This window comes from Pseudomonas sp. Pse35, assembly GCF_024519715.1.
Lineage (GTDB): Bacteria > Pseudomonadota > Gammaproteobacteria > Pseudomonadales > Pseudomonadaceae > Aquipseudomonas > Aquipseudomonas paracarnis.
Window position 1 is genome coordinate 14,582 of sequence record NZ_JALJRP010000026.1, and the last position, 24,335, is coordinate 38,916.

The following is a 24,335-nucleotide window of genomic DNA, read 5'->3' on the forward strand; positions in this document are numbered from 1 at the left end:
ACTCATAGCTGCCCCGCAACCTGGCGCCCTTGGCTTGCCACGCACACCCCCTGAAGGTAATCGGTAGTGGCCTGTCGTTGGCCCTCGGTGATTGGCGGCATGTGGTAGTAGATATCGCACTGCTCGGCGATTTTGCTGCCCCACTTGACGGTCAGACGACCTTCCTGCGGGATGTCTCGGACGAAGGCTTTACTGGCCTGCCCCACCACGCCTACCTCACGCCCTTGCGCATCAAATACCTGTGCTGCAAATGGCAGCGGGCTGCCATTCTCGTGGACGCCCTTGACCAGTACCGCCCGACCACTGAGCGTGTCGAACTTGACCAGCGATACTGCGCCCGAGGTCGGTACGACGTTGCGCGTCGACTCCTGGAGCTCTACATCCATCGACATGCCTTCCGGATCGATTTCCACCGTATTATTCTGGAACGCCGTCAGATTGGGCACGACAGCGAACCCGCTGCTGTTGACCCGTGCACCGCTGCTCCCCCCGAGCCTGGCCCCTTCTGCACCTGGCACATGCACCAGCGCCGAGGCTTCGCCTAGGCTTTGCGAGAACGCGATACCTTCGGCATGAACGACCACCCCACCATCGGCGCCAAACGAAAGCTGCGAGCTATCGCGGCTCTGGCTATATCCGGCACGCAGTTGGGTGGCATCCGTGCGATAGCCGGCATAGGTGTTGAACTGGCCGGAGTGCGTGCTTTCACTGGTTGCGCGGCTGGCTGAAACACCGTAGTTGAGTGCGGTGTCCTCGCCCAGGAACCCGTTGATGCCCACCTGCTGCTGGCTGCCCCGTGTATCACCGGTGTCCCGGGAGAACGAAGTATTGATCGTCGGCGCTCGCGATTCGCCCCCCAGCGGCATCGACAGTGTGAGCATGTAGCGGTTATCGATACGCCCGGGTTGGCCGATACGCCCGAAAAACACATCGTCGCTGAGCTCGCTTTGGGTCAGTTGTCGCGTGTCCTGGACCCTGGAGCGCTGTGCCGACAGGTTCCAGTTGACCTTGTTCCAGGTCGAGCCATAGCTGGCGGTGAATGAAACCTGGCGCCCTTCCTGTCCTCCCCAATAGTCGACGGAGCTGCCGTACAAGCTCAAGGTGCCGATACCCAACTGCTGGCTGACTGTCATGTCGAGCCGGCTTTTTTGCCGGGCATAGCTGTTGATGTCACCTGCCCGGCTCGCGATTTCGCGCACATTCAGTGCATCCTGCAGGTTCAGGTAACCCTCGGTGGAGAACCGATACGCACCCAGCGCAAAATGCGTACCCGAGGCAGGCAGGCTTTTGTTGTAACCCAACCCCAGGCTTTGCCCGGACTGGCGCCCATGATCGGGCACCTCGGTATGGGAGGTGGCAGTGTCCAGAGAGAACGCACCGAAGGACGTATTCAACGCGATACCGAGCTTTCCCTGTTCATAGCCTTTGGAAACACTACCGCCACCGTAGACCGTCAGATCATCGGTCAAACCGTGCTGCAAAGTGCCTTGAAAGACGTTGGCGCCCTTCGCATCAACGCCCTTTTGCTGCACCTTACCCAAGGTGGCGCTGTACTTTGTCGCGTCGGCGCGCAATAACTGCGGGGCCACCGAGTACGGCACGACGAAGGTGTTCCGACGCCCGTCGACTTCGGTCACGCTGACGATCAAATCACCACCGTAGCCGGTGGCATGCAGGTCACTGATAACAAAGGGGCCGGGCGGCACCGTGGTCTCATAAATGGTGTAGCCGTTCTGGCTGACCGTGACCGTTGCATTACTGTCGGCCGTCCCCCGAACCTGCGGTGCGTAACCTTGCTGCGTCTGCGGGCGCATCCGGTCGTCGGTGGCCAGAGTGACGCCCCGCACGCGCACCCCGTCGACAATCTGTCCGTTGCTGAAGGTGTCTCCGAGGGTCAGTTGTGACTGCCAGGGGATGATGCTGCGCTGTACATAAGTGGACGTGTTCTGATAAGTCTCAAAGCCAGTGCGGTTGCTCCAGGCCTGGGCGCCCTGATGTCGCAAGCGCCATGCACCCAGGTTGATACCGGCATTGAGGCCCAGGTAAGTACGACCGTCACCTTCACCTGCGGTGACCGTATTGGTACTGAAGTTGTAATTGAGCAGCCCGGCGGCAATGCCCTCATCCAACAACTCGGGGTCAATGTAGCCGCGCATGGAACGCTTCATGTAGGCCTGCGGCACGCTGGCCGCCAACTCGAGTGCACCCGGATCGAACGTGCTGGATGCCATCGGAATCCACTGCCCCAGGTCGCCGCAGTACTGGCCGGCGGCGGCAGGGTTCGAGAGTTCGCGCCCATGGGCATCAGTATCGACTTTATCCATCGCGATACCGATTTTTTCCAATACTTCACGACTCAAGCACGGCTGCGCCCCGGTCTTTGCATGGGCCGCAACAAACTCCACCTCCCTGCGCCCCAGGGTCTGGCCGTTGACTACGATATCTACGCGGTATATGCCAGGGCTCATCTGGTTGCTGGTATTGAACCGTGACGTGTCAACCGACGACGCCAGGCCACTGGAGAATGCGTTCAGATCAAAGCTCAACTCAGACGCAAGCGCGACATCGCTGGCGATCACGGCCGCACTCATCAAACCGCCCAGCATTATCGTGCGATGCTGGAATGGCAAAATCGGGGCGCAGCGATGCACCCGCACTTGGATGTGACTAGGCATAGTTATGACTTCAGTGGACGCTGAGAAATGTACGTTTGCTTGCCATCAGCAACGTTTCGGGGCCGCGTTCAGCGGTGCAATACAGCAGGCTGCGCGGATGAAAAGCCGCCGAAATCGTTGATGTAAGTGAAATCCACCCGCGCATCGGCGGGTATTACCTTCGCGGCTTTCGGCACCGGCACCTTCAACGTGCCTCCTGGCTCCACCATGCCCTCCGTCAGGGACAGTTTTTCCGCTTCGGGACCAGAGCCCATGAGCAGGACAATGTCGTTGAAGGTGACGTGATACGCCGAGGGGTTATGCACCTGTATCACGCTGCCTTGGGCGCCCCGTTCCACGGACCAGCGCAACAGCCCAGGCGCCTCCTCGGGTGTTCCAGATAACTGCGCCGGACGAAAAAACACTTTGGTGCGGATACGAAACGCGAACTTGAAGTGATTCCGCTGGCTGTCTTCGAGCGTGGGATCAAACTCACTGGTAGCGCCAGGCACTTCAAGTACGTTCAACCAGAACAGCGACTCTCTATCCGTCGGCAGCGGTGCCTTGGTGTAGGACAGGCGCATGGACTGACTTTTGCCGGCGTCCAGGCGAAATACCGGAGGAGACAGGACGAAAGGCACATCGCTCAGTGTCGGCGCTTCCTGCGCGTCACCCGCGTCCAGCCACGCCTGGACCAGGCGGGGCGCGTGTTTGTCATCATTGGTTACTCGCACGGTGACCTCACGTCGCGGCTCGGGGTAAATCTGTCGCGTACCGTCGATAACCACTCCCGCGTGCACCGTGTGCGATGCCATCCCCAAGGCCAGGCTCAGCGCGACCCGCACCACACGACGACTCAAGATCATCAGTAAATCCTGCATCAGGTAATCCTTGAAAACGGTTGTCCTGCGCCCGACCACTGGGTCGAGCGAGGATCTCAGGCAACAAACGCAGTGGTTATCAGCCTGGCTGCATCAAGGAAAGGTGACCGAGTACTGCACGCTGCTGGTGACATTGCCCGCGCCTGCCGCTCCGCCGTTGGCGATGTAGCGTGCGTAAAACGGCAAGGTCGCCAGACCACTGGTAACGGTGGCAACGGTCGAGTTATTACCTGTGCGCAAGTCCATTGGCGTGTTGGAAGCCCCATCGAGAATTTGTACCTCTACCCGGGAGGCGGGTGTCGCCGTTGCCGTGTTACGCAGGTTGCCGGTTGCCGGGTTGATGCCAGGGCTGGTCGGTTCATAACGTACGGCGACCTTGGTACCGTCCGGGCACCCGCCCGAGCCGCCCACATACACAAAGTAGCGCTTGGCGCCTGCCGTATCGCCTGCTGCCTTGAGAGCCGAGGTTTGTACGCGGTCAAGCACTACCGGAAAGTTGGCGCCTGAGCCTGGCGAGGCCCCGGTACCGCCGCTGATGGTGCAGGTGGTGCCGCTGACCGAGCCGGTGATCGTGATGGTACCGTCTGCCGCATGCGCGGAGCTGGCAGCGAAGCCGCACAAAGCGAGCACTGCAGCCGCCAGAGTTTGTTTTGTCATAATCAGTCTTTCCTCACAATTGGGGTTCGCGAAACGCAAGGTTGCGACACAGGAGAAGATCAGCTCTTGCGTCACTCCTGAGTGGAAGCCATGACGACGCCGTTCCCCTGCCCCGAGGATTTGTCTGTTACAAGATCGGTCGGACCTGTTTGGCAGGCAAAAAAAAGGCTCCGTACCTTTCGATACGGAGCCTGTGCTTGAAGCGCCGGAACAGCCTGCCCGGCCTCACATGGATCAGTCGGCGGTCAATACGCCACGACGCACCTGGTCGCGCTCGATCGACTCGAACAGTGCCTTGAAGTTGCCCTCGCCAAACCCATCGTCGCCTTTGCGCTGGATGAACTCGAAGAACACTGGGCCCATCAGGGTTTCCGAGAAGATCTGCAACAGAAGACGCTTGTCACCGGCAATCGACGAGCCGTCCAGCAGGATGCCGCGCGATTGCAACTGGTCCACTGGTTCACCGTGGTTCGGCAGGCGGCCTTCGAGCATTTCGTAATACGTGTCTGGCGGCGCCGTCATGAAGCGCATGCCGATCTTCTTCAGCGCATCCCAGGTCTTGACCAGGTCGTCGGTGAGGAACGCGACGTGCTGGATACCCTCACCGTTGAACTGCATCAGGAACTCTTCGATCTGCCCGGCACCCTTGGACGACTCCTCGTTCAGCGGGATACGGATCTTGCCGTCCGGCGCGCTCATGGCCTTGGAGGTCAGGCCGGTGTACTCGCCCTTGATATCGAAATAACGCGCTTCGCGGAAGTTGAACAGCTTCTCGTAGAAGTTGGCCCAATAGATCATGCGCCCGCGATAGACGTTGTGGGTCAGGTGGTCGATGACCTTCAGGCCAGCGCCTACCGGGTTGCGATCAACCCCTTCGAGGTAGACGAAGTCGATGTCGTAGATCGAGTTGCCTTCGCCGAACCGGTCGATCAGGTACAACGGCGAACCGCCAATGCCTTTGATCGCCGGCAGGTTCAGCTCCATCGGGCCGGTGTCGATGTGGATCGGCTGGGCGCCCAGCTCCAGGGCACGTTTGTAGGCCTGTTGCGAGTCCTTGACGCGGAACGCCATGCCGCACACCGACGGGCCATGCTCGGCCGCGAAGTAAGAAGCGAGGCTGTCGGGTTCGTTGTTGAGGATCAGGTTGATCTCGCCCTGGCGATACAGGTGCACGTTCTTGGAACGGTGGGTCGCCACTTTGGTGAAACCCATGATCTCGAAGATCGGCTCCAGGGTGCCTGGGGTGGGCGATGCAAATTCGATGAATTCAAAGCCCATCAGGCCCATTGGGTTGTCGAGTTGGTCGGTCATGTTCGGTGCCTCATCATTCTTGTGGGTAGCAATTGTTTAGTTGCAAGCAAGGATGAGGCTGGAGGGTGGCGCACAAGAAAGGCCTCGCACGCTGCGGGCGAGGAAGTCACCAAAGATGAGGGGGGAGCCAAGTAGCTTCATGGTGTCATCAGTCTCTGACGGCCGAGGCTTGCGTGAGCGCAAGTCCATATTCTTGTATGCGTAAACTGATTCTACACAGCGTAACCAGGTTTGTCCGTACTCTTATCAAATCCCCATTGCCCTGCCCCGCGCAAGGGGTTTATTGCACAGGTAGATGCCCAACAGGATGACCGCGCCACCCGCCAGCATCGGCGCCGTCAAGGCTTCGTCCAGCAGCAACGCGCCACATATCACCGCTGTCAGCGGGTTGAGGGCGATGAACACCCCGGAGCGGGTCGCGCCGATTCGCCGGATGCCGTCGTAGTAACCAATATAGGCCAGGGCCGAACCCAGCACACCCAGGTACAGCAGGCTGTACCACTGCGCCAGCTGCAGCGCGCTGAAACCTTGCAGCGTCAGCCGACCGGTGGCGAGGGTGGCAAGGGTCAACATCAGCGTACCCCACAGCACCGACCAAGTGACGGTTTGCACCGGCCCCAACGTCTGGTTGAGTTCCCGGGACAGCAGCGAATAGGCCCCCCAGGCCATTACGCAGCCCAGGATCAACAGGTCACCGACCCAAGCGTTGCGGGCCCCCTGCATGAGGTTGGGATTGCGGCTCACGATCACCACAGCCGCCCCCCAGCAGGCACAGCCCGATACCCAGCCACTTGGCCCGGCCCAGGCGCTCCTTGAACAACAACCAGGACGCCAGGCCGATCACTGCCGGGTTCAATGCCACGATCAACGACGCCCGCGACGCATTGATGTAGTGAAGGCCATAGAAAAAACACAGGTTGTAGAAAAAGATGCCGCATAGGCCCAGCAGTACCAGCCGCGCCATTTGCCCTGTAGTTGGGCGCGCCAGTGGGATGCGCGCGCAGGCCAGGAACAGCAGCAACGCGAGGCTGGCCAGGATAAACCGCAGGCAGGCCGCGAGCAGCGGGTCCACGTGATCGGCCAGAAAGCGCCCGGCGACGAAGGTCCCGCCCCAGATCATGGTGACAGCGGCCAGCTTCAGGTAAGTGAGGCCTTCGCGGGCATGCATAAGAATGTGCTCAACGTGAGAAAGGATGGGACTATTCTTTTACTAATGATTTGTCATCGTAAAACAAGGCTTTACTCATGACCCTGACTCAGCTGGAAATCTTCTCCCTGGTCGCCGAACTCCGAGGCTTCACCAGTGCGGCGCATCGCCTGGGCATCAGCCAATCGGCGGTGTCCCATGCGATCAAGGCCCTGGAGCAGGAACTGGGGGTAGAGTTGTTTCGCCGGCACCAGACCCTGGTGGGCCTGAGCGATATCGGCGCGCAGTTACTTGGGCGCGCACGGGGCATGCTGGGCCTGGCCAACACCTTGCAGCAGGAAGCCGCCGATGCCCGCGGGATGAAGCGCGGTACATTGCGTATAGGGTCGTTCGGCCCCACCGCTTCGAACCGTTTGCTACCAACCATTCTCAGCCACTTTCGAAGGGACTATCCGGGTATCGAGGTACATATAGACGAAAGGCCGGACCGGCAGGTCGTTCAATGGCTGGATCAGCGCCGGGTGGATGTGGGCTTCGTGGTACTGGAGCAGGAACGCTTCGACACCGTGGCCCTGCTCGAAGACCAACTGGTGGCGCTGATACCGGTCGGCCATGCCTTGGCGGCAAGCATGGCGGTACCTTTGAAAGCGTTGTGCGATGACCCGTTCATCCTGACCGAGGCAGGCTCAGCAGAGCTGGTCACGCGGTTGTTTGGTGAAGCGCAGTTGCAACCTAAAGTGCGTTATCGCTGCACTCAGCTACTCACTACCCTGGAAGCTGTCAGCCGCGGCGACGGCCTGAGTATCGTGGCCCAGGGCTCACTGCCGGCCGATGCCGACCAGCGCTACGTTGCCCGCCCGTTGTCGCCGGGCGTACCGCGCCGCATAGGCCTGGCGGTGCTGGATCGCCGCCAGGCCTCTCCCGCAACCCTGGCGTTTATCGCACTGGCGCAAACGCTGTACCCTGATCCCGGGGCTCACCGGTAACTCAGGGTAAACGAGGCCAGGCCGTTGGCGGTCCCAGGCTTGATGGTCGACGCGGTTTGAACGTAACGGGCGGTCAAGGGAATCGTCAGGGTGCCGTTGCCCGTGTTTGCGACCTGCCATTGGTTCGGGTTGCCCACGCCGGAGGAGTCGGGCCCATAGCTTACCAACCGATCGCCACTGAGCAATTGCAGGGCGACGCCGCGGGCGTGCGAGTTGCGGGTCAAGGACAACTGGTTACTGCGGTTGCCGGGTTCCGTCTGGTCAGTCACGGTGATCCATACATCCAGGATGCCGCCGGTGCCGCCGGCACAGTCCAGGGTTATGTCGCGACTAACGCTGCCGGCGCTGCTGCCGACTCCCTTGAAATCACGGCTGGGCACCTGCCCCAGCGGCATTGCAAGCGACGGCGTGGTCACCCGGCAAGTTGGCTTTTGCGGCGGCAATATCACCGTATCGGCAAAGTTGACCGAGGCAGCGCCGGGGCTTTCGATATTGACATTGGTCAGCATATACCTGGCGACTGTGTTCCCAGGGATGGTGCCCGAGGTGATCGGGCCCGTCGCCACCAGATACACGCGCCCTTGCAGGCCCCAGCCATTGGGTTTGTTGTGCTTGGTGTCCAACAGCGTGACGCCGGTGTGGGTGATGACCTTCAAATGCTGGGACGGATCCCCGGCCATCATGACGAACCCGACGCCAGGGTAGCTGGTCGCATAGACGGGCAACGTCAGCCCATTTGCGTTGAACGTCATGCCGGTTGCCTGCGAATTGACCACGCTGAGGTTGGCCGACACCGGCTGCGACAATGGCCAGTCGGTATAGCGGCACCGCATGACAAAGCCATTGCCGGCGAAGTCATAGCCACTTGGGTAGCCAATCGCCTCGCCCACCTGCAGGTTGTCAGGCAGGGTGATGGGCGGGACGAACAGCGTCACCGGGGCTTGGGGGGTACAGACGCCTGCATTGAAATGCGCCTGTGCGTCCATCGCGACTGCGCAAATACTCAAGCACACGCCAATCTGTAAAAACCTGAACATAAATTGCCGGACACCGTTCATATCGCCAAATCCTTCGTGTGCCCCAAAGACACTGTGTGCGTACGCGTCATGCCATGGTCATCCAGGGTGGTAAATCGCAGCGCGACCGTACCCTGCCCCCACGGCGCCCTGCCCTCCAGCACGATGCGGGCAACCGAACGCGGCAACAGCATCGGCGGGGCCTCACTGTGGTACTCGACGCCATCGACGGTCAGCAACACGCTGGAAAGCGTCACATGAAAGGCACTGGGATTGCGCACCTGCAGGACCGGGCCGTCGCCTGCCAGGCGCCACTGCAACGTATCCACCGCCTGCTGCGCTTGGCCTGGCAACGCGTCCGGGCGCAGGAAGAGCTTGATCCGTGTGCGAAAGGCAAATTGCAGCTGGTTGCCGGTGTCGACAGACGGGCGGATTCCCAGCACATTCAGCCAGTACACCAACTCCTGAGGCACGGCCATGGCCTTGTCTTGGGTCGCGTGGTACATCACCCGCAATGCCCGGTGCTTGCCGGCATCCAGGCGCAGGATCGGCGGAGTCACCGTAAAGGGCACATCACTGGACTCAGGCGCGACCTGCGGGTCGCCCGCATCGATCCACACCTGGGCCAATCGCGGGCCGTCGGCCTCATTGTGCAGGTTGACCGTTACCCCAGCGGCGCTGGCCGGGTAAATGATGCGCGTGCGGTCAATGACGATTTCCCCATGGACCAATACTGTCTGCACCGCCAGGGCCAGGCCAAGCAGCGCGCGGAGCAATCGATGAGTCATCAACTGCGCTCCTCGTCCGCATCACCATGGTCGGCACATTGACTGACCAACTGGTCCGCGTTTTCCTGGCGTTGCTCGGGCCTGCGCGGCGGCAAACGGTAATGGATGAAGCACTGGTCAGCCGCCCCTGCATTCCAGCGCACCGTCAACCGCCCCTGGTCGGCAACCCCGCGCACAAAAGCCTTGCCAGCCTGGCCGATCACGCCGATTTCGACGCCGCGCTCGTCAAACACTTGCGCGGCAAATGGCAACGGCTTGCCACCCATATGAGTGGCCTTGATCACCACGGCACGGCCACTGACGGTCTCGAACCTGACCAGTGAGACGGCTCCCAGCGTCGGCACCACGGCGTGACTCGATTCCTTGAGTTCGACATCCATGGGCATGCCCTCGGGATCGATATCTACTTCATTGCGCTGATAAGCCCTGAGGGCTGGCAGCACCGCATAACCCTGCTTATCGATACGCGCCCCGCTGCTGCCGAGCCGGGCACCTTGTGCATCCGGCGCATACACCAGTGCCGAGGCTTCACCGAGGTTTTGCGCGAAAGTCACGCCACCCTCGTGGGCTATCAGCCCGCCATCGGCACTCATGGATAGTTGCGAACTGTCGCGGGCCTGGGCATAGCCGGCCCGCAGGCTTGCAGCCCGGCTGCGATAGCCCGCGTAGGCATTGAAGCTGGAGCCTTGCTGGTGGCCCGTGCCACGGCTGCCAGTCAGCCCGTAGCTGGCTTCACCGGTGTCACCCAGCAAACCATTGATTCCCACCTGATGCTGGCTGCCGCGTGAATCGCCAGCATCGTGCGACAGGCTGCTGCTCAGGGTTGGCGCACGCGTTCCTGCGCCCAATGGCATGGACAGTGTCAGCACCAGGTGATTATCCACGCGCCCGGCTTGCGCCGACCGGCCAAAAAAGATTTCGTCGCTGCGCTCGTGATCGTTCAATTGATGGGTTTCACTGACACGCGAGCGCTGCGCCGAAAGGTTCCAGTTGAGTGACTTCCAATTAGCCGCATAACTGAGGGTGAAGGATGTCTGGCGCCCTTGGCGGCCCGCCCAGTAGTCGATGGAGCTGCCATACAGGCTCAGCGAGCCTGCGCCCAACTGCTGGCTGATTGTCAGGTCGAGGCGGCTTTTCTGCCTCGCGTAACTGTTGATACTCCCGCCTTGGCGGGCCAGTTCCCGCACATTGAGCGCATCAGGCAGGTTCAGGTACCCGTCCGTGGAGAAACGATAGGCGCCCAGCGCAAAGTGCGTTCCCGAGAACGGCAGGTTCTTGTTATAGGCCAGGCCCCAGCTTTGCCCGCCGACTACGCCCAGCCCCCGAACCTGAGTGCGCGAGTAGGTGCTGTCGAGGGAGAACGCGCCAATCGGAGTGCTCATCGCCAGGCCGGCCTTGGCCTGGCCGTAGCCTTGGGAAAGCGTACTGCCACCATAGGCGCTCAGACGATCGCCCAGGCCATGCTGCAGCGTACCCTGCAAGATCAGCGGGCTGGCATCGCTGACGCCGTATTGCTGCAACTGCCCCAAGGTCACGCTGTAGTGGCTGGCACCGTCACGCAGCAGGTAAGGCACCACGGAGTAAGGCACCACGAAGCTGCTGCGCCGGCCGTCGACCTCGGTGACGCTGACGTGCAGGTCGCCGCCGTACCCGGTGGGGTACAGGTCATCGATGACAAACGGCCCCGGGGCCACTGTGGTTTCGTAGAGGGTGTAGCCGTTCTGGCGCACTGTCACCGTTGCATTGCTGTCGGCAATGCCTCGCACCTGAGGCGCATAGCCTTGTTGCGACTGGGCAAGCATGCGGTCATCGGTGGCCAGGGTGATGCCGCGTACACGCACACCGTCGAGGATCTGGCCACTGCTGAAGCTGTCGCCGACGGTCAGTTGTGAACGCCAGGCGGCAAGGGACCGTTGCAGGTAGGTGGCGGTGTGTTGATAACGCGCCAGGCCGCTACCGGATGCCCATGCCTGCCCACCCTGATGGCGCAGCCGCCAGTCGCCCAGGTTGAGACCGCCGTTGAGGCCCAGGTAGCCACGATCCTCACCGGCGCCCGCTGTCGCCGTCGCGGCACTGAAGTTGTAGTTGAGCAGCGCGGCGTCAATGCCATTGTCCCATTCAGACGGGTCAATGTAGCCGCGCGCGGAACGGTTGATATAGATCTGCGGGATGCTGACATCCAGGGTCAGGGTCTCGATATCGACGCGGCTGCTGGCCATGGGTATCCACTCGGCAAAATCCCGGCAGGCATGCTCGGTGTTATCCGCCAGCGCCTGCACAGAAACCCCCAGTTGGCCAAGCTCGGCAGCGTTCAGGCAAGGCTGGGCGTCGTCCTGTCCGGCAAGGGGGACGAAGGTGATCTCGCGGCGTCCCATCGATTGCCCGTTGAGCATCACATCTACGCGGTAGACACCTGGCGCCAACACGTTGCTGGTATTGAAGCGTGAGATATCTGCCGAAGAGGACAGCCCGCTGGCGAACGCCTCGATGTCAAACACCAGTGGCGCGGCTTCTGCCGACATCAATAAGGTACTGAGCAGGCCCAGCCACAGCAGTAAGTTGGGGTTGGCAAACAGCCAGGCCGTAAAGCGGTGAACGGGTATTTGCAATAAGGCATACATGATCAGAACTTCAGGGGAGCACGCTGCGGCACGGAGAATGCGCCGTAATCATTGATGTATTTGAAATGCACCTGGGCGTCGGCGGGTATTGCTTGTGCGACATCCTTGACGGGCAGCTTCAGGCTGCCGCCGGGGGGCACCATGCCCTCTCCCGCCGGTAACAGGCGAGCACCCGGGCCCGAGCCCATGGCCAAGGCAACCTCATTGAAGGTCACGTGATAAGCCGATGGGTTGTGCACTTCCAGTAGCGGTCCCTGGGCACTCCGGTGCAGGGTCCAGCGTAAGTGGGTGGGCGCCTCGTCCGCGGAGCCCGGCAATTGGGCCGGGCGGAAAAACACTTTGGTGCGGATACGAAAAGCGAACTGCAGGTGGTTCGAAGGGGCCTCTTGCGGGCTGCCCGGTGCCACGTTGACCTTGGGCGGTATCTCCAGGGCGTTGAGCCAGAACAACGATTCGCGGTCATCCGGCAGTGGGTCCTGGGTATACACCAGTCGCACTACCTGGCTTTTGCCCGCGTCCATGCGAAACACAGGCGGCGACAGGCTGAACGGCACGTCGCTGCCGGTGGGGTCTTGCGCCGGGTCGCCCTGGTCCAGCCACACCTGGACCAGGCGCGGCGCTCGCTGATCGTCATTGGTCAGGCGCAGCGTGATTTCTCGACGCTGCTGCGGATAGATGTGCCGCGTGCCGTCGATCACTACGCCGGCGTGAGCGGCGGACAGCAACCCGACACTGGTCAGCAGTGCGCTTAGCAGGGGGGTCACTAGCAATGTCCGGGCAAGCATTTCGTCTGTCCTTGCCTGGCGCACGGCCAGGCAACGGGGCCTCGATCAGGGGAACGTCACCGAATACAGCACTTGCGTACTGACCGGGCCTGGCGTAGCAGTGCCCGTGGCAATGTATTGGGCAGCAAAGGGCAGCGACACCTCGCCGCTTGCCGGGACTTTCGCGGGGCTGGAGTTCTGGCCCAGGCGCAAATCCATGGGCTGGTGGGTGACGCCATCCACAAGTTGCACCTCAACGAGGGTGGCAGGCGTCGGCTTGGCGGGTGCCTGGTTGACCAGGTTACCGGTCGCCGGATTGATCGCGGGGCTGCTGCTCTCATACATCACGGCGACGGTCGTATCCTTCGGGCAGGAACCGACATGGATGTAATAGGGTTTCGCCCCGGCAGTCTGGCCGGGCGCCTTGAGCGCGCTGGCCTGGACCTTGTTGAGTGGCACCGAAAAGTCCGGGCTGGTGCCGGGCGCAGAGCCCGTGCCACCGCTGATGCTGCAAGTGGTGCCGGTGATTTCACCGGTCAAGGTGATCTTGCCGTCTGCGGCGACAACAGGCAAAGCGGCAACGCCGGTGACCGCCAGAAATACAACGGCCAATGCGATAGTTTTCATTACAGATACTTCCTCGTGAATGTCAGTGAAAGAGTTGCAAGCCATGACTCATCAATCGAAGGGCGAGACGCGGCCCTCCCGCCAAAATTGGGCTGAGCGGCTATGAAAGAGGCTGTAGGGATTAAGGGCTACCGAGTCTCTTACGTTTTGCAATGAAGTTTATGTTGCCAAGTTGAAGTGCCCGCCACAACTGACCGAACGGCTAGGTCAGTAGGCGTTAAACAAGTGAGCAGCCCCGTGCAATGCCATCTATCATCGGCAGAGCCCACTCTCTTTTTCGCGATTGATTGCTGCCATGCCCCTGACCGTCAAAGGCCCACGAAGCCGAGCCGCACGCTATTTCATGAGCACCCTGTGCGGGCTGCTGCCCATTCTGTTGGGGGTGGTAATTCTTTACTGGCAAGCCGAACGCACGCTCGAGCAAAGCACAGCGCAAACCGCTCAAGAAGCGGTGCGCCAGTTCGACCTGATGCTGGACAATACCGCCATCGCTGCCCAGGCTTTGCTGCCGCTGGCCGGTAAACCTTGTGACAGCGTCGCCAAGTTGGCGCTACGTGAACAAGTCACGCGCCGGCCATTTGTGCGGGCCACGACGCTGTCCTGGCAGAAAAACATCTATTGCAGTTCGTTGTTTGGCGGTCGCTACCAATCGCCCGTCAACCCGGACGACTATGTCGATGGGCGCCTGTGGTTGATGAATGGCAACCCCGTTACACCCGATACCGCGCTATTGGTGTATCGCCTGGTGGAAGGCGATCAAGGCGCGTTTGCCTCGGTTGACGGTTACCACCTCACCAACGCCTTGCGCCTGATCAGCCGTTACGCGCACTTGGTACTGCACGTCGGCCCGAACTGGCTGGGTGCCGACGGCAAGGTGCATCAAGGCGCGCTGCCGGTATTTGCCGTGGCGCCACAACGCCTGGCTTCCGAGCGCTATCAATACAGTGTCGAGGCCGGGATGCCCGAGGGTGAAGTCTGGCGCTACATGCAGGCGCGGTATCCAGCGCTGTTCAGCCTGGTGGTGTTCTTCGGGATATTGGCGGGGCTGCTCGCTCACTGGCTGCAAAAACGCTCGTCCGCGCCGACCCACGAGTTACAACGCGCCTTGGGAGCCAATGAGTTCATCCCGTATTTCCAACCGGTGGTACGGGGTGACACACGCCAATGGGCCGGCTGTGAGGTCCTGATGCGCTGGAAGCATCCCAAAGAAGGCCTGGTACGCCCGGACTTGTTTATTCCCCTGGCCGAAGACTCTGGCCTGATCGTGCCGATGACCCGTGCCCTGCTGCGCCAGACCGCCGTGCAATTGGCGCCCCATGCCGCACGCTTCAGCCCTGGCTTTCATATCGGCGTGAACATCACAGCCCGCCATTGCCAGGACATGGCGCTGGTGCAGGACTGCCGGGAATTCCTCGCCGCGTTCCCACCCGGCCAGGTCACCCTGGTGCTGGAGTTGACCGAGCGGGAACTGATCGAGCCCACCGAGACCACCCGCCGCCTGTTCGAGGCGCTGCATCAAATGGGGGTCATGATCGCCATTGATGACTTCGGCACCGGCCACTCCAGCTTGGGCTATTTGCGCAATTTCAATGTCGACTACTTGAAGATCGATCAAAGCTTTGTCGCCATGATCGGTGCGGATGCGCTGTCGCGGCATATTCTAGACAGCATCATAGAGTTGTCGGTCAAGCTGGATCTAGGCATTGTTGCCGAAGGCGTGGAAACAGCCCAACAGTGTGAATACCTCGTTGCCCAGGGCGTGGATTTCCTACAGGGTTACCTGTTTGGTCGACCATTACCCTGCGATGAATTCATTAAATCGTTGGGTATCGTTGAATAGCCGCGTACCACCTACCATGAAAGATTGGTCTTTCTTTAAAAGACATGATTTACTCGAGATGAATTAACTACTACAATTTTTTCTGCCTGTGCAGAACTCGCAGAAGGGTCTTTTTCGTTGACGTGGCTTAACGTTCTTGGCTTATAGCTTTGTCTGCAGTTGATATCAGCAACTACATTATTGGAGTATATATTTTGTCCAGACTCGCCGAATTTCGCGCAGCAGAAAAAGCCCTTCAAGAGCAGCTTGCCCAGCTGGAATCCTTGAAGAACGACGCTGGCCTGAAGAAAGAAATCGAATTCGAAGAAAAGCTCAAGACGCTGATGGGCAAATACGACAAAAGCCTGCGCGATGTGATCGCCATCCTCGATCCAGCGCCACGCAAAGGCGGCGCACCGGCCGCCGCGGCGCCAAAACAGCGCCGCGCACGGGTGGTCAAGGTTTACCACAACCCGCACACCGGCGAGCTGATCGAGACCAAAGGTGGCAACCACCGCGGCCTCAAAGCCTGGAAAGAGCAGTACGGCGCCGCCACTGTAGACTCCTGGCTTCGCGGCTGAAACATGTACTAAAAAATAGCCCCGCATACGCGGGGCTTTTTTTGCTCTAACGGTTCGGAATCGAACTTAACTCAGGGTTCGTATTGTTCAAATTCGCTCAGCTTGAACCTGTCAAAGTTTCAGACTGTTGCGCACCAGACTGACTTCCTCCTTGCTCGCCTCGTACGCTTGCGCCTGGCCTGCGTATGAAAAAACATAGGCTTTGTCGACATCCAGCGCACCGACTAATGTTTGCGACAATACGTGTCGACCGTTCTCGGTAATCACACAGGTAGTTTCCAACGCATCAAGACGACTCAATGTCGTGGGGTGCATTTTGCTGCACACGCTTTGATAACCACCACGGGCAAAGTCTTTCTGGATCGACTTGCGCATCTCCAGCAACACGCCGGGAAGATTAACTTTATGGCCGGCCTCAATCGGCGTTCCGGTCAACTCCATCACCATCAACGTGGCGCCATTTTCATCATTCTTGATCGCTCGCTGCCGGGACACTGCTTGGGGTTTGACAGGGAGCTCGCCGTCAGGCACGACTTCTTCGACCTGCCAACCGCTGGGCCAATGGACTTCCGGCTCGGCTGCCAACACAAACGAGCTGCCCAACAACACGCACACAGCACTCAACAGTGGCCTACGAAACTCGATCATTGCAAAAACACCCAAGGTTCCAGCCGCAAAGTGTGCGGCCCGGCACGCGCTGACTGCAAGGGTTGGGCGCGCTTTTTCATTTGGCGCAGCCGGTGCGGCTTGCGTATCATGGCCCGCCTGCATGGAAGCAGGCCGCAAGCCAATGGACCGCTCATCTCACATTTTTTCTGGAGGGCCCATGAGCCTGCACGAATTGAACACCTTCCCGGGCGTCACTGCCCAACCCGACAACGCCACGGCGAACTTTGTGTTCAACCACACCATGTTGCGGGTCAAGGACATCACCAAGTCGCTGGACTTCTACACGCGCATCCTGGGTTTCTCCCTGGTCGAGAAACGTGACTTCCCGGAAGCCGAATTCAGCCTGTACTTCCTGGCCCTGGTGGACAAGGCCCAGATCCCGGCCGACGCGGCCGAGCGCACCCAGTGGATGAAGTCGATTCCGGGCATTCTCGAACTGACCCACAACCACGGCACCGAAAACGATGCCGACTTTGCCTACCACAACGGCAACACCGACCCGCGTGGTTTTGGCCATATCTGCATCTCGGTGCCGGACATTGTCGCGGCGTGCGAACGTTTCGAAGCCTTGGGCTGTGATTTCCAGAAGCGCCTGACGGATGGCCGCATGAAGAGCCTCGCGTTCATCAAAGACCCGGATGCTTATTGGGTTGAAATCATCCAGCCAGCGCCGATGTAATAAGCACTGCGTGACGCGGAGCGTCACCGGATGCGCTCCCGCGCCGAACGTGGGAACGAGAAAAACCCCATGATCGCTCATGGGGTTTTTTATTTGCAGCCCAGGATTACGCCGGAGCAGAGGTACGGATCAAGTGATCGAACGCGCTCAACGAAGCCTTGGCGCCCTCGCCTACTGCAATCACGATCTGCTTGTACGGCACGGTGGTTACGTCACCGGCGGCGAACACGCCAGGCAGTGAAGTCTCGCCACGGGCATCGACAATGATCTCGCCACGCGGCGACAGCTCTACGCTGCCTTTGAGCCAGTCGGTGTTGGGCAGCAAGCCAATCTGCACAAAGATGCCTTCCAGGTCGATGGTCTTGAACTCACCAGTGTCGCGGTCCTTGTAGGCAAGGCCGGTGACTTTCTGACCATCGCCTTTGACCTCACTGGTCAGCGCGCTGGTGATCACATCCACGTTCGGCAGGCTGTAGAGCTTGCGTTGCAACACGGCATCGGCGCGCAGCTTGCTGTCGAATTCAAGCAAGGTGACATGGCTGACGATACCGGCCAGGTCAATGGCCGCTTCTACGCCGGAGTTACCGCCGCCGATCACCGCCACACGCTTGCCCTTGAACAGCGGGCCATCGCAATGCGGGCAGAAGCACACGCCCTTGGCCTTGTATTCCTGCTCGCCGGGCACACCCATCTCTCTCCAGCGCGCGCCTGTGGCCAAGATCACGGTCTTGGACTTGAGGGTCGCACCGCTTTCGAAGCGAATTTCGTGCAGCTCACCGGCATTTTTTGCCGGAATCAAGCTACTGGCGCGTTGCAGGTTCATGATATCCACGTCGTACTGACGCACATGGGCTTCCAGTGCGCTGGCCAGTTTCGGCCCTTCGGTTTCCTGTACCGAGATAAAGTTTTCGATGGACATGGTGTCCAGCACCTGGCCACCAAAGCGTTCAGCCGCCACACCGGTACGAATACCTTTACGTGCCGCATAGATGGCAGCCGAAGACCCGGCCGGGCCACCGCCAACTACCAGGACGTCGAAGGCATCCTTGGCGCTGATTTTCTCCGCGGCTTTCTCGATACCGCTGGTGTCGAGCTTGGCGAGGATTTCTTCCAGGCCCATACGGCCTTGGCCAAAGTTGACCCCGTTCAAGTAGACACTCGGGACCGCCATGATCTGGCGCTCATCGACTTCAGCCTGGAACAGCGCGCCATCAATCGCAACGTGGCGGATGTTCGGGTTCAGCACGGCCATCAGGTTCAGCGCCTGGACCACGTCCGGGCAGTTCTGGCACGACAGCGAGAAGTAAGTCTCGAAGCTGAACTCGCCTTTGAGGGCGCGGATCTGTTCAATCACTTCGACACTGGCCTTCGACGGGTGGCCACCGACTTGCAACAGGGCCAGCACCAGCGAAGTGAATTCATGGCCCATGGGGATGCCGGCGAAACGCAGGCTGATCTCGGCACCCGGGCGGTTGATGGAGAACGATGGCTTGCGCCCATCATTGCCATCGGTGTTCAGAGTAATCAGCGTGGAGAGGCTGGTTACGTCCTGCAAAAGAGCAAGCATTTCCTGGGATTTCGCACCGTCGTCGAGGGAGGCGACGATCTCGATCGGCTGGGTGACCCGTTCCAGGTATGACTTCAACTGAGCTTTAAGATTGGCGTCCAACATACGGGCGATTTCCTGTTCATTCGGTTTATTGCAGACAAAAAAACGCCCGAGCGAATCTCGCCCGGGCGTTTTGAGGGCGGATGCAGCTTACTTAAGTGCGGATACCCGCCCTTGATACGCGTTCACAGACTTAGATCTTGCCGACCAGGTCCAGAGACGGCGCCAGAGTGGCCTCGCCTTCTTTCCATTTGGCTGGGCACACTTCACCCGGGTGGGCGGCAACGTACTGAGCAGCCTTGATCTTGCGCAGCAACTCGGAAGCGTCACGGCCTACACCACCGTCGTTCAGTTCAACGATCTTGATCTGACCTTCTGGGTTGATCACGAAGGTGCCGCGGTCTGCCAGGCCAGCTTCTTCGATCAGTACGTCGAAGTTGCGGGAGATGGCCAGGGTTGGGTCGCCGATCATGGTGTACTGGATTTTGCCGATGGCTGGCGAAGTGTTGTGCCAGGCAGCGTGGGCGAAGTGGGTGTCGGTGGAAACGCTGTAAATTTCGACGCCCAGCTTCTGGAATTCGGCGTAGTTGTCAGCCAGGTCTTCCAGTTCGGTCGGGCAGACGAAGGTGAAATCGGCTGGGTAGAAGAAGACAACCGACCACTTGCCTTTCAGGTCAGCGTCGGTCACATCGACGAAGCTGCCGTTTTTGAAAGCGGTGGCTTTAAACGGTTTTACTTGGCTGTTGATGATAGGCATCGTTGACTCTCCGTCAGGGGTTAAGAAGTTGATGAAGTGAATCCTACCGGCTCTCTCGGTCGATGGCTCATTGGCAAACCTGATGCTGACGATTGGGTTTCTCTATCAGACGACGCTATTAATAGAAAAAATCTCAAATCAGCGCTTGGGTTGCCAGGGTCATGCCTAGAAACGGCGTCGCTTCAACATAGCGCATCGCAGATTTCATGTCGTTCCAGCCGACGTAACTCATCAGCGACTTCAAATCCCAACCACTTCGATGCGCCCAAGTGGCGAAACCCCGACGCAGGGAGTGGCTGGTGTATTGATCGGCGGGGATGCCTGCGCGCTCAAGGGCCTGGCGCAATAACGGGATCACACTGTTGGGGTGCAAGCCCTCCTCACCCAGGTTGCCCCAACGGTCAATGCCGCGAAACACCGGGCCGCGAACCAAAGCCGAGGCGCTGAGCCACTCGCTATAAGCCTGCACCGGGCACAGCCGCAGCAACGCTGGGGTCTGGTAGGTTTTGCCGAGGTTGTCACGGTCACTTTTACTGCGTGGCAAGTACAGGCTGATGCCTGCGCCTGGCACGGCCTGCACGTGCTCAATGCTTAATCGGCACAGCTCATCACTGCGAAAGCCGCGCCAGAAGCCCAGCAGAATCAGCGCAGCGTCGCGCTTGGCCCGCAGCAAGCGCGGCTGGTCGTGACGCTCGCTGGCCTGTTTGGCTTCAATGTCCAGGGCAGCGATTACTTGCTCCAACTGCGTGAGCTGCAAAGGCTCGGCCTGCCGCTCCCGCGCCGGGTGCACAGCGCGGATGCCCTTGAGCACCTTGCGTACCACCGGCGCCTTCGTCGGGTCGGCAAACCCTTGGCTGGTATGCCATTGCGCCAAGGCCGAGAGCCGCAATTTCAAGGTGTTGACTGCCAATACCCCGGCATGCGCCACGAGGTAGCGCGCCACACTCTCGCTGGTGGCCGGCAGGAACCCTCCCCAACTGACTTCGAAATGCTCGATCGCCGCGCGGTAGCTGCGGCGCGTGTTGTCGCGAGTGGCGGCGTTGAGATATCGGTCGAGGTCGCTCATAGGCGTCTTTTCGTACTGCTGAAGGGTGGATGGCTGATGAAAATGCTTATGACACGAGATAATACGCCAATATCCCATCTGTTAAATCATTAATTTCAACCAGTTTTCAATCATGATATAGTATGTATATACATACCACGTACCACAGTACCAAATCGACGGAGACCCCATGGCTCGCGGCGGCATAAACAAAGCAGTAGTGCAAACGGCACGCCTGGCGATCCTCGCCCGTGGCGAAAACCCCAGCATCGATGCGGTGCGTATCGAAATGGGCAATACCGGCTCGAAAACCACCATTCATCGCTATTTGAAAGAGCTGGACGAAAGCGAGACGCGCCAGACCATCACCCAAGCACCGATTGATGATGAGCTGGGCGAGCTAGTCGCCCGCCTGTCCCAACGCCTGAAAGAGAAGGCCCAAGAGCCGATCGACCTGGCCCTGGCGCAATTCGAGCAACAAAAAGCCGCCCTGCTCGCCCAGGTAGAAACCCTGGAAGAAGCGCACACCCAGCTCAAACAGCAATTTGATATCCAGGCCGCTGCCCTCGCTGAAGAAAGCGCGGCGCTGCAAACCGCCAGCACCAGCCTGCAGACCGAGCAAACCCGTAACGCCGGGTTGAGCCAGGCGTGCAGCGACTACGAGCTGAGGCTCAACGACAAAGACGAGCAGATTCGCTCACTGGAAGAAAAACACCTGCACGCCCGCGATGCGCTTGAGCATTACCGCACTGCCATCAAGGAGCAGCGCGAGCAGGAACAGCGTCGCCATGAGGGCCAGTTGCAACAGGTACAGGCCGAATTGCGTCAGGCGCAGCAAAGCGCACTGGTGCGCCAGGACGAAATCACCCAACTGCATCGCGACAACGAGCGCCTGCTGAGTGAGCAGCGAGTGACAACCAAGGAATTGAAAGCGCTGCAGGAGCAAGCTCGCCAGGACCAGGCGCTACAGCTGAAACTCAAGGAGCAGCTCAGCCAGATCGACAGCGAGCGCACCCTGCTCCAGGAACGCCTGCGGGTTGCCGTGCTGGACAGCCAATCGCGCCAAGCATCACTGCTGGAGTATCAGCAGCACAACAAGGCGCTTGAGCTGGACCTGGTCAAGGCCCAGGCAAGCATCGAAGCCCTGCGCTTGGCGACCGTCGTTGCAACGGCGCCAGAGGCAGCAGAGCCAACCTGATCAGTCCGCTACAGGCGTGCGCATGGTGACGAATTCTTCCGCCGCCGTAGGATGCACGCCGATAGTTTCATCGAAATGCTGCTTGGTCGCGCCCGCCTTGAGCGCGATCGCCAGCCCTTGCACGATCTCACCCGCATCCGGACCGACCATGTGGCAACCCAGTACTTTGTCGGTGTCGGCGTCGACCACCAGCTTCATCAAGGTCTTTTCCTGGCAATCGGTCAGGGTCAGCTTCATCGGCCGGAACCGGCTTTCAAAGATCTGCACGTTGTGGCCATTTTTGCGTGCATCCTCTTCTGTCAGGCCGACTGTGCCGATATTCGGCAGGCTGAATACCGCCGTCGCGATATTGGCGTAATCCACCGGGCGGTATTGCTCGGGCTTGAACAACCGCCGCGCCACGGCCATGCCTTCAGCCAGGGCCACCGGCGTCAGTTGCACACGACCAATCACATCGCCAATCGCCAGGATCGACGGCTCGGCGGTCTGATAGAGATCATCCACCGCGACGAAACCGCGTTCGTCCAGTTTGACCCCGGTATTTTCCAGGCCCAGGTTATCCAGCATTGGACGGCGGCCAGTGGCGTAGAACACGCAATCGGCTTCCAGCACGCGGCCATCCTTCAAAGTGGCCTTGAGGCTGCCGTCGGCCTGTTTGTCGATGCGCTCGATGTCTGCATTGAACTGCAAGTCCAGGCCGCGCTTGGTCAGCTCTTCTTGCAGGTGTTTGCGCACCGAACCGTCAAAGCCGCGCAAGAACAAGTCACCGCGATACAGCAATGAGGTTTGCGCGCCCAAGCCGTGGAAGATGCCCGCGAACTCAACGGCGATATAACCACCACCCACTACCAGCACGCGCTTGGGCAGCTCTTTAAGGAAGAACGCCTCGTTCGAGCCAATGGCGTGCTCGCGCCCTGGAATCTCAGGGATCTGCGGCCAGCCGCCGGTGGCGATCAGGATGTGCCTGGCAGTGAAACGCTCACCGTTGATCTCCACCTGATGGGCATCGACCAGGCGTGCATGTCCTTCATGCAGGGTCACGCCGCTGTTTACCAACAGGTTGCGATAGATACCGTTGAGGCGGTTGATCTCACGATCCTTGTTGGCGATCAGGGTCGCCCAATCAAAGTTCGCCTCGCCCAGGGACCAGCCAAAGCCGCTGGCCTGTTCAAAATCTTCGGCAAAATGCGCGCCGTACACCAACAGCTTCTTTGGCACGCAGCCGACGTTCACACAGGTGCCGCCCAGGTAGCGGCTCTCGGCCACAGCCACCTTGGCGCCAAAGCCCGCGGCAAAGCGCGCCGCGCGAACACCGCCGGAACCGGCGCCAATTACATACAGGTCAAAATCGTAGGCCATTTCACTCTCCTCGGCAGTACACCAGCATACCGACTTACATGGGGCTGAAAAACGAAAAAGCCACCCGAAGGTGGCTTTCGCTTAAAACGTGCCGGCAAGCGTGGATCAGTAAGCCTTGCCCGTCTTGTAGAAATGCTCGTAGCAGAAGTTGGTCGCTTCGATGTAGCCCTCAGCGCCGCCGCAGTCGAAACGCTGGCCCTTGAACTTGTAGGCAATCACGCAGCCGTCTTTGGCTTGCTTGAGCAGAGCGTCGGTGATCTGGATCTCGCCACCCTTGCCTGGCTCGGTTTCTTCGATCAGCTTGAAGATGTCCGGCGTGAGGATGTAACGACCGATGATCGCCAGGTTCGATGGCGCGTCTTCCGGCGCTGGCTTCTCGACCATGTCGCGTACGCGGATCAGGCCATCGCCAATATCGTCACCGGCGATAACACCGTACTTATTGGTTTCGGTTGGGTTGACTTCCATCACCGCAACGATGGTGCAACGGTATTTCTGGTAGAGCTTGACCATCTGGGTCAGCACACCGTCGCCTTCCAGGTTGACGCACAAGTCGTCCGCCAGGACCACGGCAAAGGGTTCGTCACCAATCAGCGGGCGACCGGTAAGGATGGCATGGCCGAGACCTTTCATCTGAGTCTGACGGGTGTAGGAGAACGAGCACTCGTCGAGCAGTTTACGGATACCGACCAAGTATTTTTCCTTGTCGGTGCCCTTGATCTGGTTTTCCAGCTCATAGCTGATGTCGAAGTGGTCTTCCAGCGCGCGCTTGCCACGACCCGTGACGATGGAGATCTCGTTCAAACCGGCATCCAGAGCCTCTTCCACACCGTACTGAATCAGTGGCTTGTTCACCACTGGCAGCATTTCTTTGGGCATGGCTTTGGTCGCTGGCAAGAAGCGAGTGCCGTAACCGGCTGCTGGGAACAAGCATTTCTTGATCATATGAGTCCTTACAAAGGGCTGTGCGTACGGAATTCGGCGCAGTCTAATCAGGCCGCAGTCACCTTACAATGGGGTTCTGCTGGCGTTGCGATGTCATCATAGAGAAAAAATGTCGGCGTAAGTTCCGCTGATCCTGCAATGGGTGTCACCAACGGTTGGTCAGAACTCGCGTCGACCCCTTGTTTGAAAGGGCTGCAATGGTTTTAGCACGCTTTTGCACCC

The 24,335-nt window shown here is 59.8% G+C and carries 20 protein-coding genes and 1 pseudogene; 5 read left to right on the plus strand and 16 right to left on the minus strand.

What is annotated here, in order from left to right; all coding sequences use genetic code 11:
* Nucleotides 1–2: 2 nt before the first annotated feature.
* From OC445_RS19995 to OC445_RS20015, 5 genes and pseudogenes are all read right to left on the minus strand, one after another.
* Nucleotides 3–2,675, minus strand: a complete 2,673-nt coding sequence (locus OC445_RS19995) for a fimbria/pilus outer membrane usher protein (protein WP_060764754.1) — start codon at nt 2,673–2,675, stop codon at nt 3–5.
* Nucleotides 2,676–2,743: 68 nt separating this feature from the next.
* The gene (locus OC445_RS20000; RefSeq protein WP_233097356.1) at nt 2,744–3,535 is read right to left on the minus strand and encodes a molecular chaperone; all 792 of its coding nucleotides are present in this window, start codon (nt 3,533–3,535) and stop codon (nt 2,744–2,746) included.
* Between the two features lie 93 nt (nt 3,536–3,628).
* Nucleotides 3,629–4,192, minus strand: a complete 564-nt coding sequence (locus tag OC445_RS20005) for a fimbrial protein (protein ID WP_034127482.1) — start codon at nt 4,190–4,192, stop codon at nt 3,629–3,631.
* A 234-nt stretch (nt 4,193–4,426) separates the two neighbouring features.
* The gene (gene hppD / locus OC445_RS20010; RefSeq protein WP_034127483.1) at nt 4,427–5,503 is read right to left on the minus strand and encodes a 4-hydroxyphenylpyruvate dioxygenase; all 1,077 of its coding nucleotides are present in this window, start codon (nt 5,501–5,503) and stop codon (nt 4,427–4,429) included.
* Between the two features lie 246 nt (nt 5,504–5,749).
* Nucleotides 5,750–6,671, minus strand: a pseudogene (locus OC445_RS20015) (DMT family transporter).
* Nucleotides 6,672–6,748: 77 nt separating this feature from the next.
* On the opposite strand from OC445_RS20015, the gene OC445_RS20020 reads away from it, so the two are divergent.
* The gene (locus tag OC445_RS20020) at nt 6,749–7,636 is read left to right on the plus strand and encodes a LysR family transcriptional regulator (RefSeq protein ID WP_262020299.1); all 888 of its coding nucleotides are present in this window, start codon (nt 6,749–6,751) and stop codon (nt 7,634–7,636) included.
* On the opposite strand, the gene OC445_RS20025 is transcribed toward OC445_RS20020, so the two are convergent.
* The 5 genes from OC445_RS20025 to OC445_RS20045 form a co-directional block, all read right to left on the minus strand.
* Nucleotides 7,627–8,673 carry a fimbrial protein gene (locus tag OC445_RS20025; protein WP_139271495.1) on the minus strand — a complete coding sequence of 349 codons (1,047 nt, stop codon included), beginning with the start codon at nt 8,671–8,673 and terminating at the stop codon, nt 7,627–7,629. The two genes, OC445_RS20020 and OC445_RS20025, sit on opposite strands and share 10 nt — an antisense overlap.
* Nucleotides 8,674–8,690: 17 nt before the next feature.
* Nucleotides 8,691–9,440: a molecular chaperone gene (locus OC445_RS20030; RefSeq protein ID WP_198791296.1), complete on the minus strand. Its 750-nt coding sequence runs from the start codon at nt 9,438–9,440 to the stop codon at nt 8,691–8,693.
* Nucleotides 9,440–12,061, minus strand: a complete 2,622-nt coding sequence (locus OC445_RS20035; protein ID WP_198791297.1) for a fimbria/pilus outer membrane usher protein — start codon at nt 12,059–12,061, stop codon at nt 9,440–9,442. Before OC445_RS20035 ends, OC445_RS20030 begins: the two co-directional genes overlap by 1 nt.
* A 2-nt stretch (nt 12,062–12,063) precedes the next feature.
* On the minus strand, nt 12,064–12,825 hold the full coding sequence (locus OC445_RS20040) for a molecular chaperone (protein ID WP_262020300.1): 762 nt from the start codon (nt 12,823–12,825) through the stop codon (nt 12,064–12,066).
* 66 nt (nt 12,826–12,891) lie between these two features.
* Nucleotides 12,892–13,452 carry a fimbrial protein gene (locus OC445_RS20045; RefSeq protein WP_054898434.1) on the minus strand — a complete coding sequence of 187 codons (561 nt, stop codon included), beginning with the start codon at nt 13,450–13,452 and terminating at the stop codon, nt 12,892–12,894.
* A gap of 295 nt (nt 13,453–13,747) precedes the next feature.
* Between OC445_RS20045 and OC445_RS20050 the strand changes: the two genes are divergently transcribed.
* Together OC445_RS20050 and OC445_RS20055 are read left to right on the plus strand one after the other, a co-directional pair.
* Nucleotides 13,748–15,292 (plus strand): EAL domain-containing protein, encoded by a 1,545-nt coding sequence (locus OC445_RS20050; RefSeq protein WP_198791298.1) that lies wholly within the window; start codon nt 13,748–13,750, stop codon nt 15,290–15,292.
* Nucleotides 15,293–15,486: 194 nt separating this feature from the next.
* Entirely contained in the window at nt 15,487–15,852 is a 366-nt protein-coding gene (locus OC445_RS20055) for a histone-like nucleoid-structuring protein, MvaT/MvaU family (RefSeq protein WP_014718508.1), read from the plus strand.
* A gap of 111 nt (nt 15,853–15,963) precedes the next feature.
* Here the strand turns inward: OC445_RS20055 and OC445_RS20060 are convergent, their stop codons facing one another.
* A complete protein-coding gene (locus tag OC445_RS20060) occupies nt 15,964–16,500 on the minus strand; it encodes a DUF4946 domain-containing protein (protein WP_034127490.1) in 537 nt (178 codons plus the stop codon).
* A gap of 178 nt (nt 16,501–16,678) precedes the next feature.
* Between OC445_RS20060 and gloA the strand changes: the two genes are divergently transcribed.
* Nucleotides 16,679–17,200 (plus strand): lactoylglutathione lyase, encoded by a 522-nt coding sequence (gene gloA / locus OC445_RS20065; protein WP_003191301.1) that lies wholly within the window; start codon nt 16,679–16,681, stop codon nt 17,198–17,200.
* 106 nt (nt 17,201–17,306) lie between these two features.
* On the opposite strand, the gene ahpF is transcribed toward gloA, so the two are convergent.
* The 3 genes from ahpF to OC445_RS20080 all read right to left on the minus strand — a co-directional run bounded on the left by ahpF (nt 17,307) and on the right by OC445_RS20080 (nt 20,632).
* Nucleotides 17,307–18,872, minus strand: a complete 1,566-nt coding sequence (gene ahpF / locus OC445_RS20070; RefSeq protein WP_057975852.1) for an alkyl hydroperoxide reductase subunit F — start codon at nt 18,870–18,872, stop codon at nt 17,307–17,309.
* Between the two features lie 130 nt (nt 18,873–19,002).
* Nucleotides 19,003–19,566, minus strand: a complete 564-nt coding sequence (gene ahpC / locus OC445_RS20075; RefSeq protein ID WP_262020301.1) for an alkyl hydroperoxide reductase subunit C — start codon at nt 19,564–19,566, stop codon at nt 19,003–19,005.
* Nucleotides 19,567–19,699: 133 nt separating this feature from the next.
* Entirely contained in the window at nt 19,700–20,632 is a 933-nt protein-coding gene (locus OC445_RS20080; protein ID WP_096144618.1) for a site-specific integrase, read from the minus strand.
* 169 nt (nt 20,633–20,801) lie between these two features.
* On the opposite strand from OC445_RS20080, the gene OC445_RS20085 reads away from it, so the two are divergent.
* Complete coding sequence (locus OC445_RS20085) at nt 20,802–21,809, plus strand: DNA-binding protein (protein WP_054898429.1); 1,008 nt, start codon at nt 20,802–20,804, stop codon at nt 21,807–21,809.
* Here the strand turns inward: OC445_RS20085 and gorA are convergent, their stop codons facing one another.
* Together gorA and galU are read right to left on the minus strand one after the other, a co-directional pair.
* Nucleotides 21,810–23,168 carry a glutathione-disulfide reductase gene (gene gorA / locus OC445_RS20090; protein ID WP_054898428.1) on the minus strand — a complete coding sequence of 453 codons (1,359 nt, stop codon included), beginning with the start codon at nt 23,166–23,168 and terminating at the stop codon, nt 21,810–21,812. It abuts the gene before it with no gap.
* 105 nt (nt 23,169–23,273) lie between these two features.
* Nucleotides 23,274–24,113, minus strand: a complete 840-nt coding sequence (gene galU / locus OC445_RS20095; RefSeq protein WP_003173830.1) for a UTP--glucose-1-phosphate uridylyltransferase GalU — start codon at nt 24,111–24,113, stop codon at nt 23,274–23,276.
* Nucleotides 24,114–24,335 lie beyond the last annotated feature (222 nt).

Excerpts from the sequence above, each read along its gene's own strand:
- galU (WP_003173830.1), bottom strand. The coding sequence starts at position 24,113 with ATGATCAAGAAATGCTTGTTCCCAGCAGCCGGTTACGGCACTCGCTTC.
- OC445_RS20060 (WP_034127490.1), bottom strand. The coding sequence starts at position 16,500 with ATGATCGAGTTTCGTAGGCCACTGTTGAGTGCTGTGTGCGTGTTGTTG.
- OC445_RS20045 (WP_054898434.1), bottom strand. The coding sequence starts at position 13,452 with ATGAAAACTATCGCATTGGCCGTTGTATTTCTGGCGGTCACCGGCGTT.
- OC445_RS20080 (WP_096144618.1), bottom strand. The coding sequence starts at position 20,632 with ATGAGCGACCTCGACCGATATCTCAACGCCGCCACTCGCGACAACACG.
- OC445_RS20030 (WP_198791296.1), bottom strand. The coding sequence starts at position 9,440 with ATGACTCATCGATTGCTCCGCGCGCTGCTTGGCCTGGCCCTGGCGGTG.
- OC445_RS20085 (WP_054898429.1), top strand. The coding sequence starts at position 20,802 with ATGGCTCGCGGCGGCATAAACAAAGCAGTAGTGCAAACGGCACGCCTG.
- OC445_RS20025 (WP_139271495.1), bottom strand. The coding sequence starts at position 8,673 with ATGTTCAGGTTTTTACAGATTGGCGTGTGCTTGAGTATTTGCGCAGTC.
- hppD (WP_034127483.1), bottom strand. The coding sequence starts at position 5,503 with ATGACCGACCAACTCGACAACCCAATGGGCCTGATGGGCTTTGAATTC.
- gloA (WP_003191301.1), top strand. The coding sequence starts at position 16,679 with ATGAGCCTGCACGAATTGAACACCTTCCCGGGCGTCACTGCCCAACCC.
- OC445_RS20020 (WP_262020299.1), top strand. The coding sequence starts at position 6,749 with ATGACCCTGACTCAGCTGGAAATCTTCTCCCTGGTCGCCGAACTCCGA.
- OC445_RS20050 (WP_198791298.1), top strand. The coding sequence starts at position 13,748 with ATGCCCCTGACCGTCAAAGGCCCACGAAGCCGAGCCGCACGCTATTTC.
- gorA (WP_054898428.1), bottom strand. The coding sequence starts at position 23,168 with ATGGCCTACGATTTTGACCTGTATGTAATTGGCGCCGGTTCCGGCGGT.
- ahpF (WP_057975852.1), bottom strand. The coding sequence starts at position 18,872 with ATGTTGGACGCCAATCTTAAAGCTCAGTTGAAGTCATACCTGGAACGG.
- ahpC (WP_262020301.1), bottom strand. The coding sequence starts at position 19,566 with ATGCCTATCATCAACAGCCAAGTAAAACCGTTTAAAGCCACCGCTTTC.
- OC445_RS20000 (WP_233097356.1), bottom strand. The coding sequence starts at position 3,535 with ATGCAGGATTTACTGATGATCTTGAGTCGTCGTGTGGTGCGGGTCGCG.
- OC445_RS20005 (WP_034127482.1), bottom strand. The coding sequence starts at position 4,192 with ATGACAAAACAAACTCTGGCGGCTGCAGTGCTCGCTTTGTGCGGCTTC.
- OC445_RS20035 (WP_198791297.1), bottom strand. The coding sequence starts at position 12,061 with ATGTATGCCTTATTGCAAATACCCGTTCACCGCTTTACGGCCTGGCTG.
- OC445_RS19995 (WP_060764754.1), bottom strand. The coding sequence starts at position 2,675 with ATGCCTAGTCACATCCAAGTGCGGGTGCATCGCTGCGCCCCGATTTTG.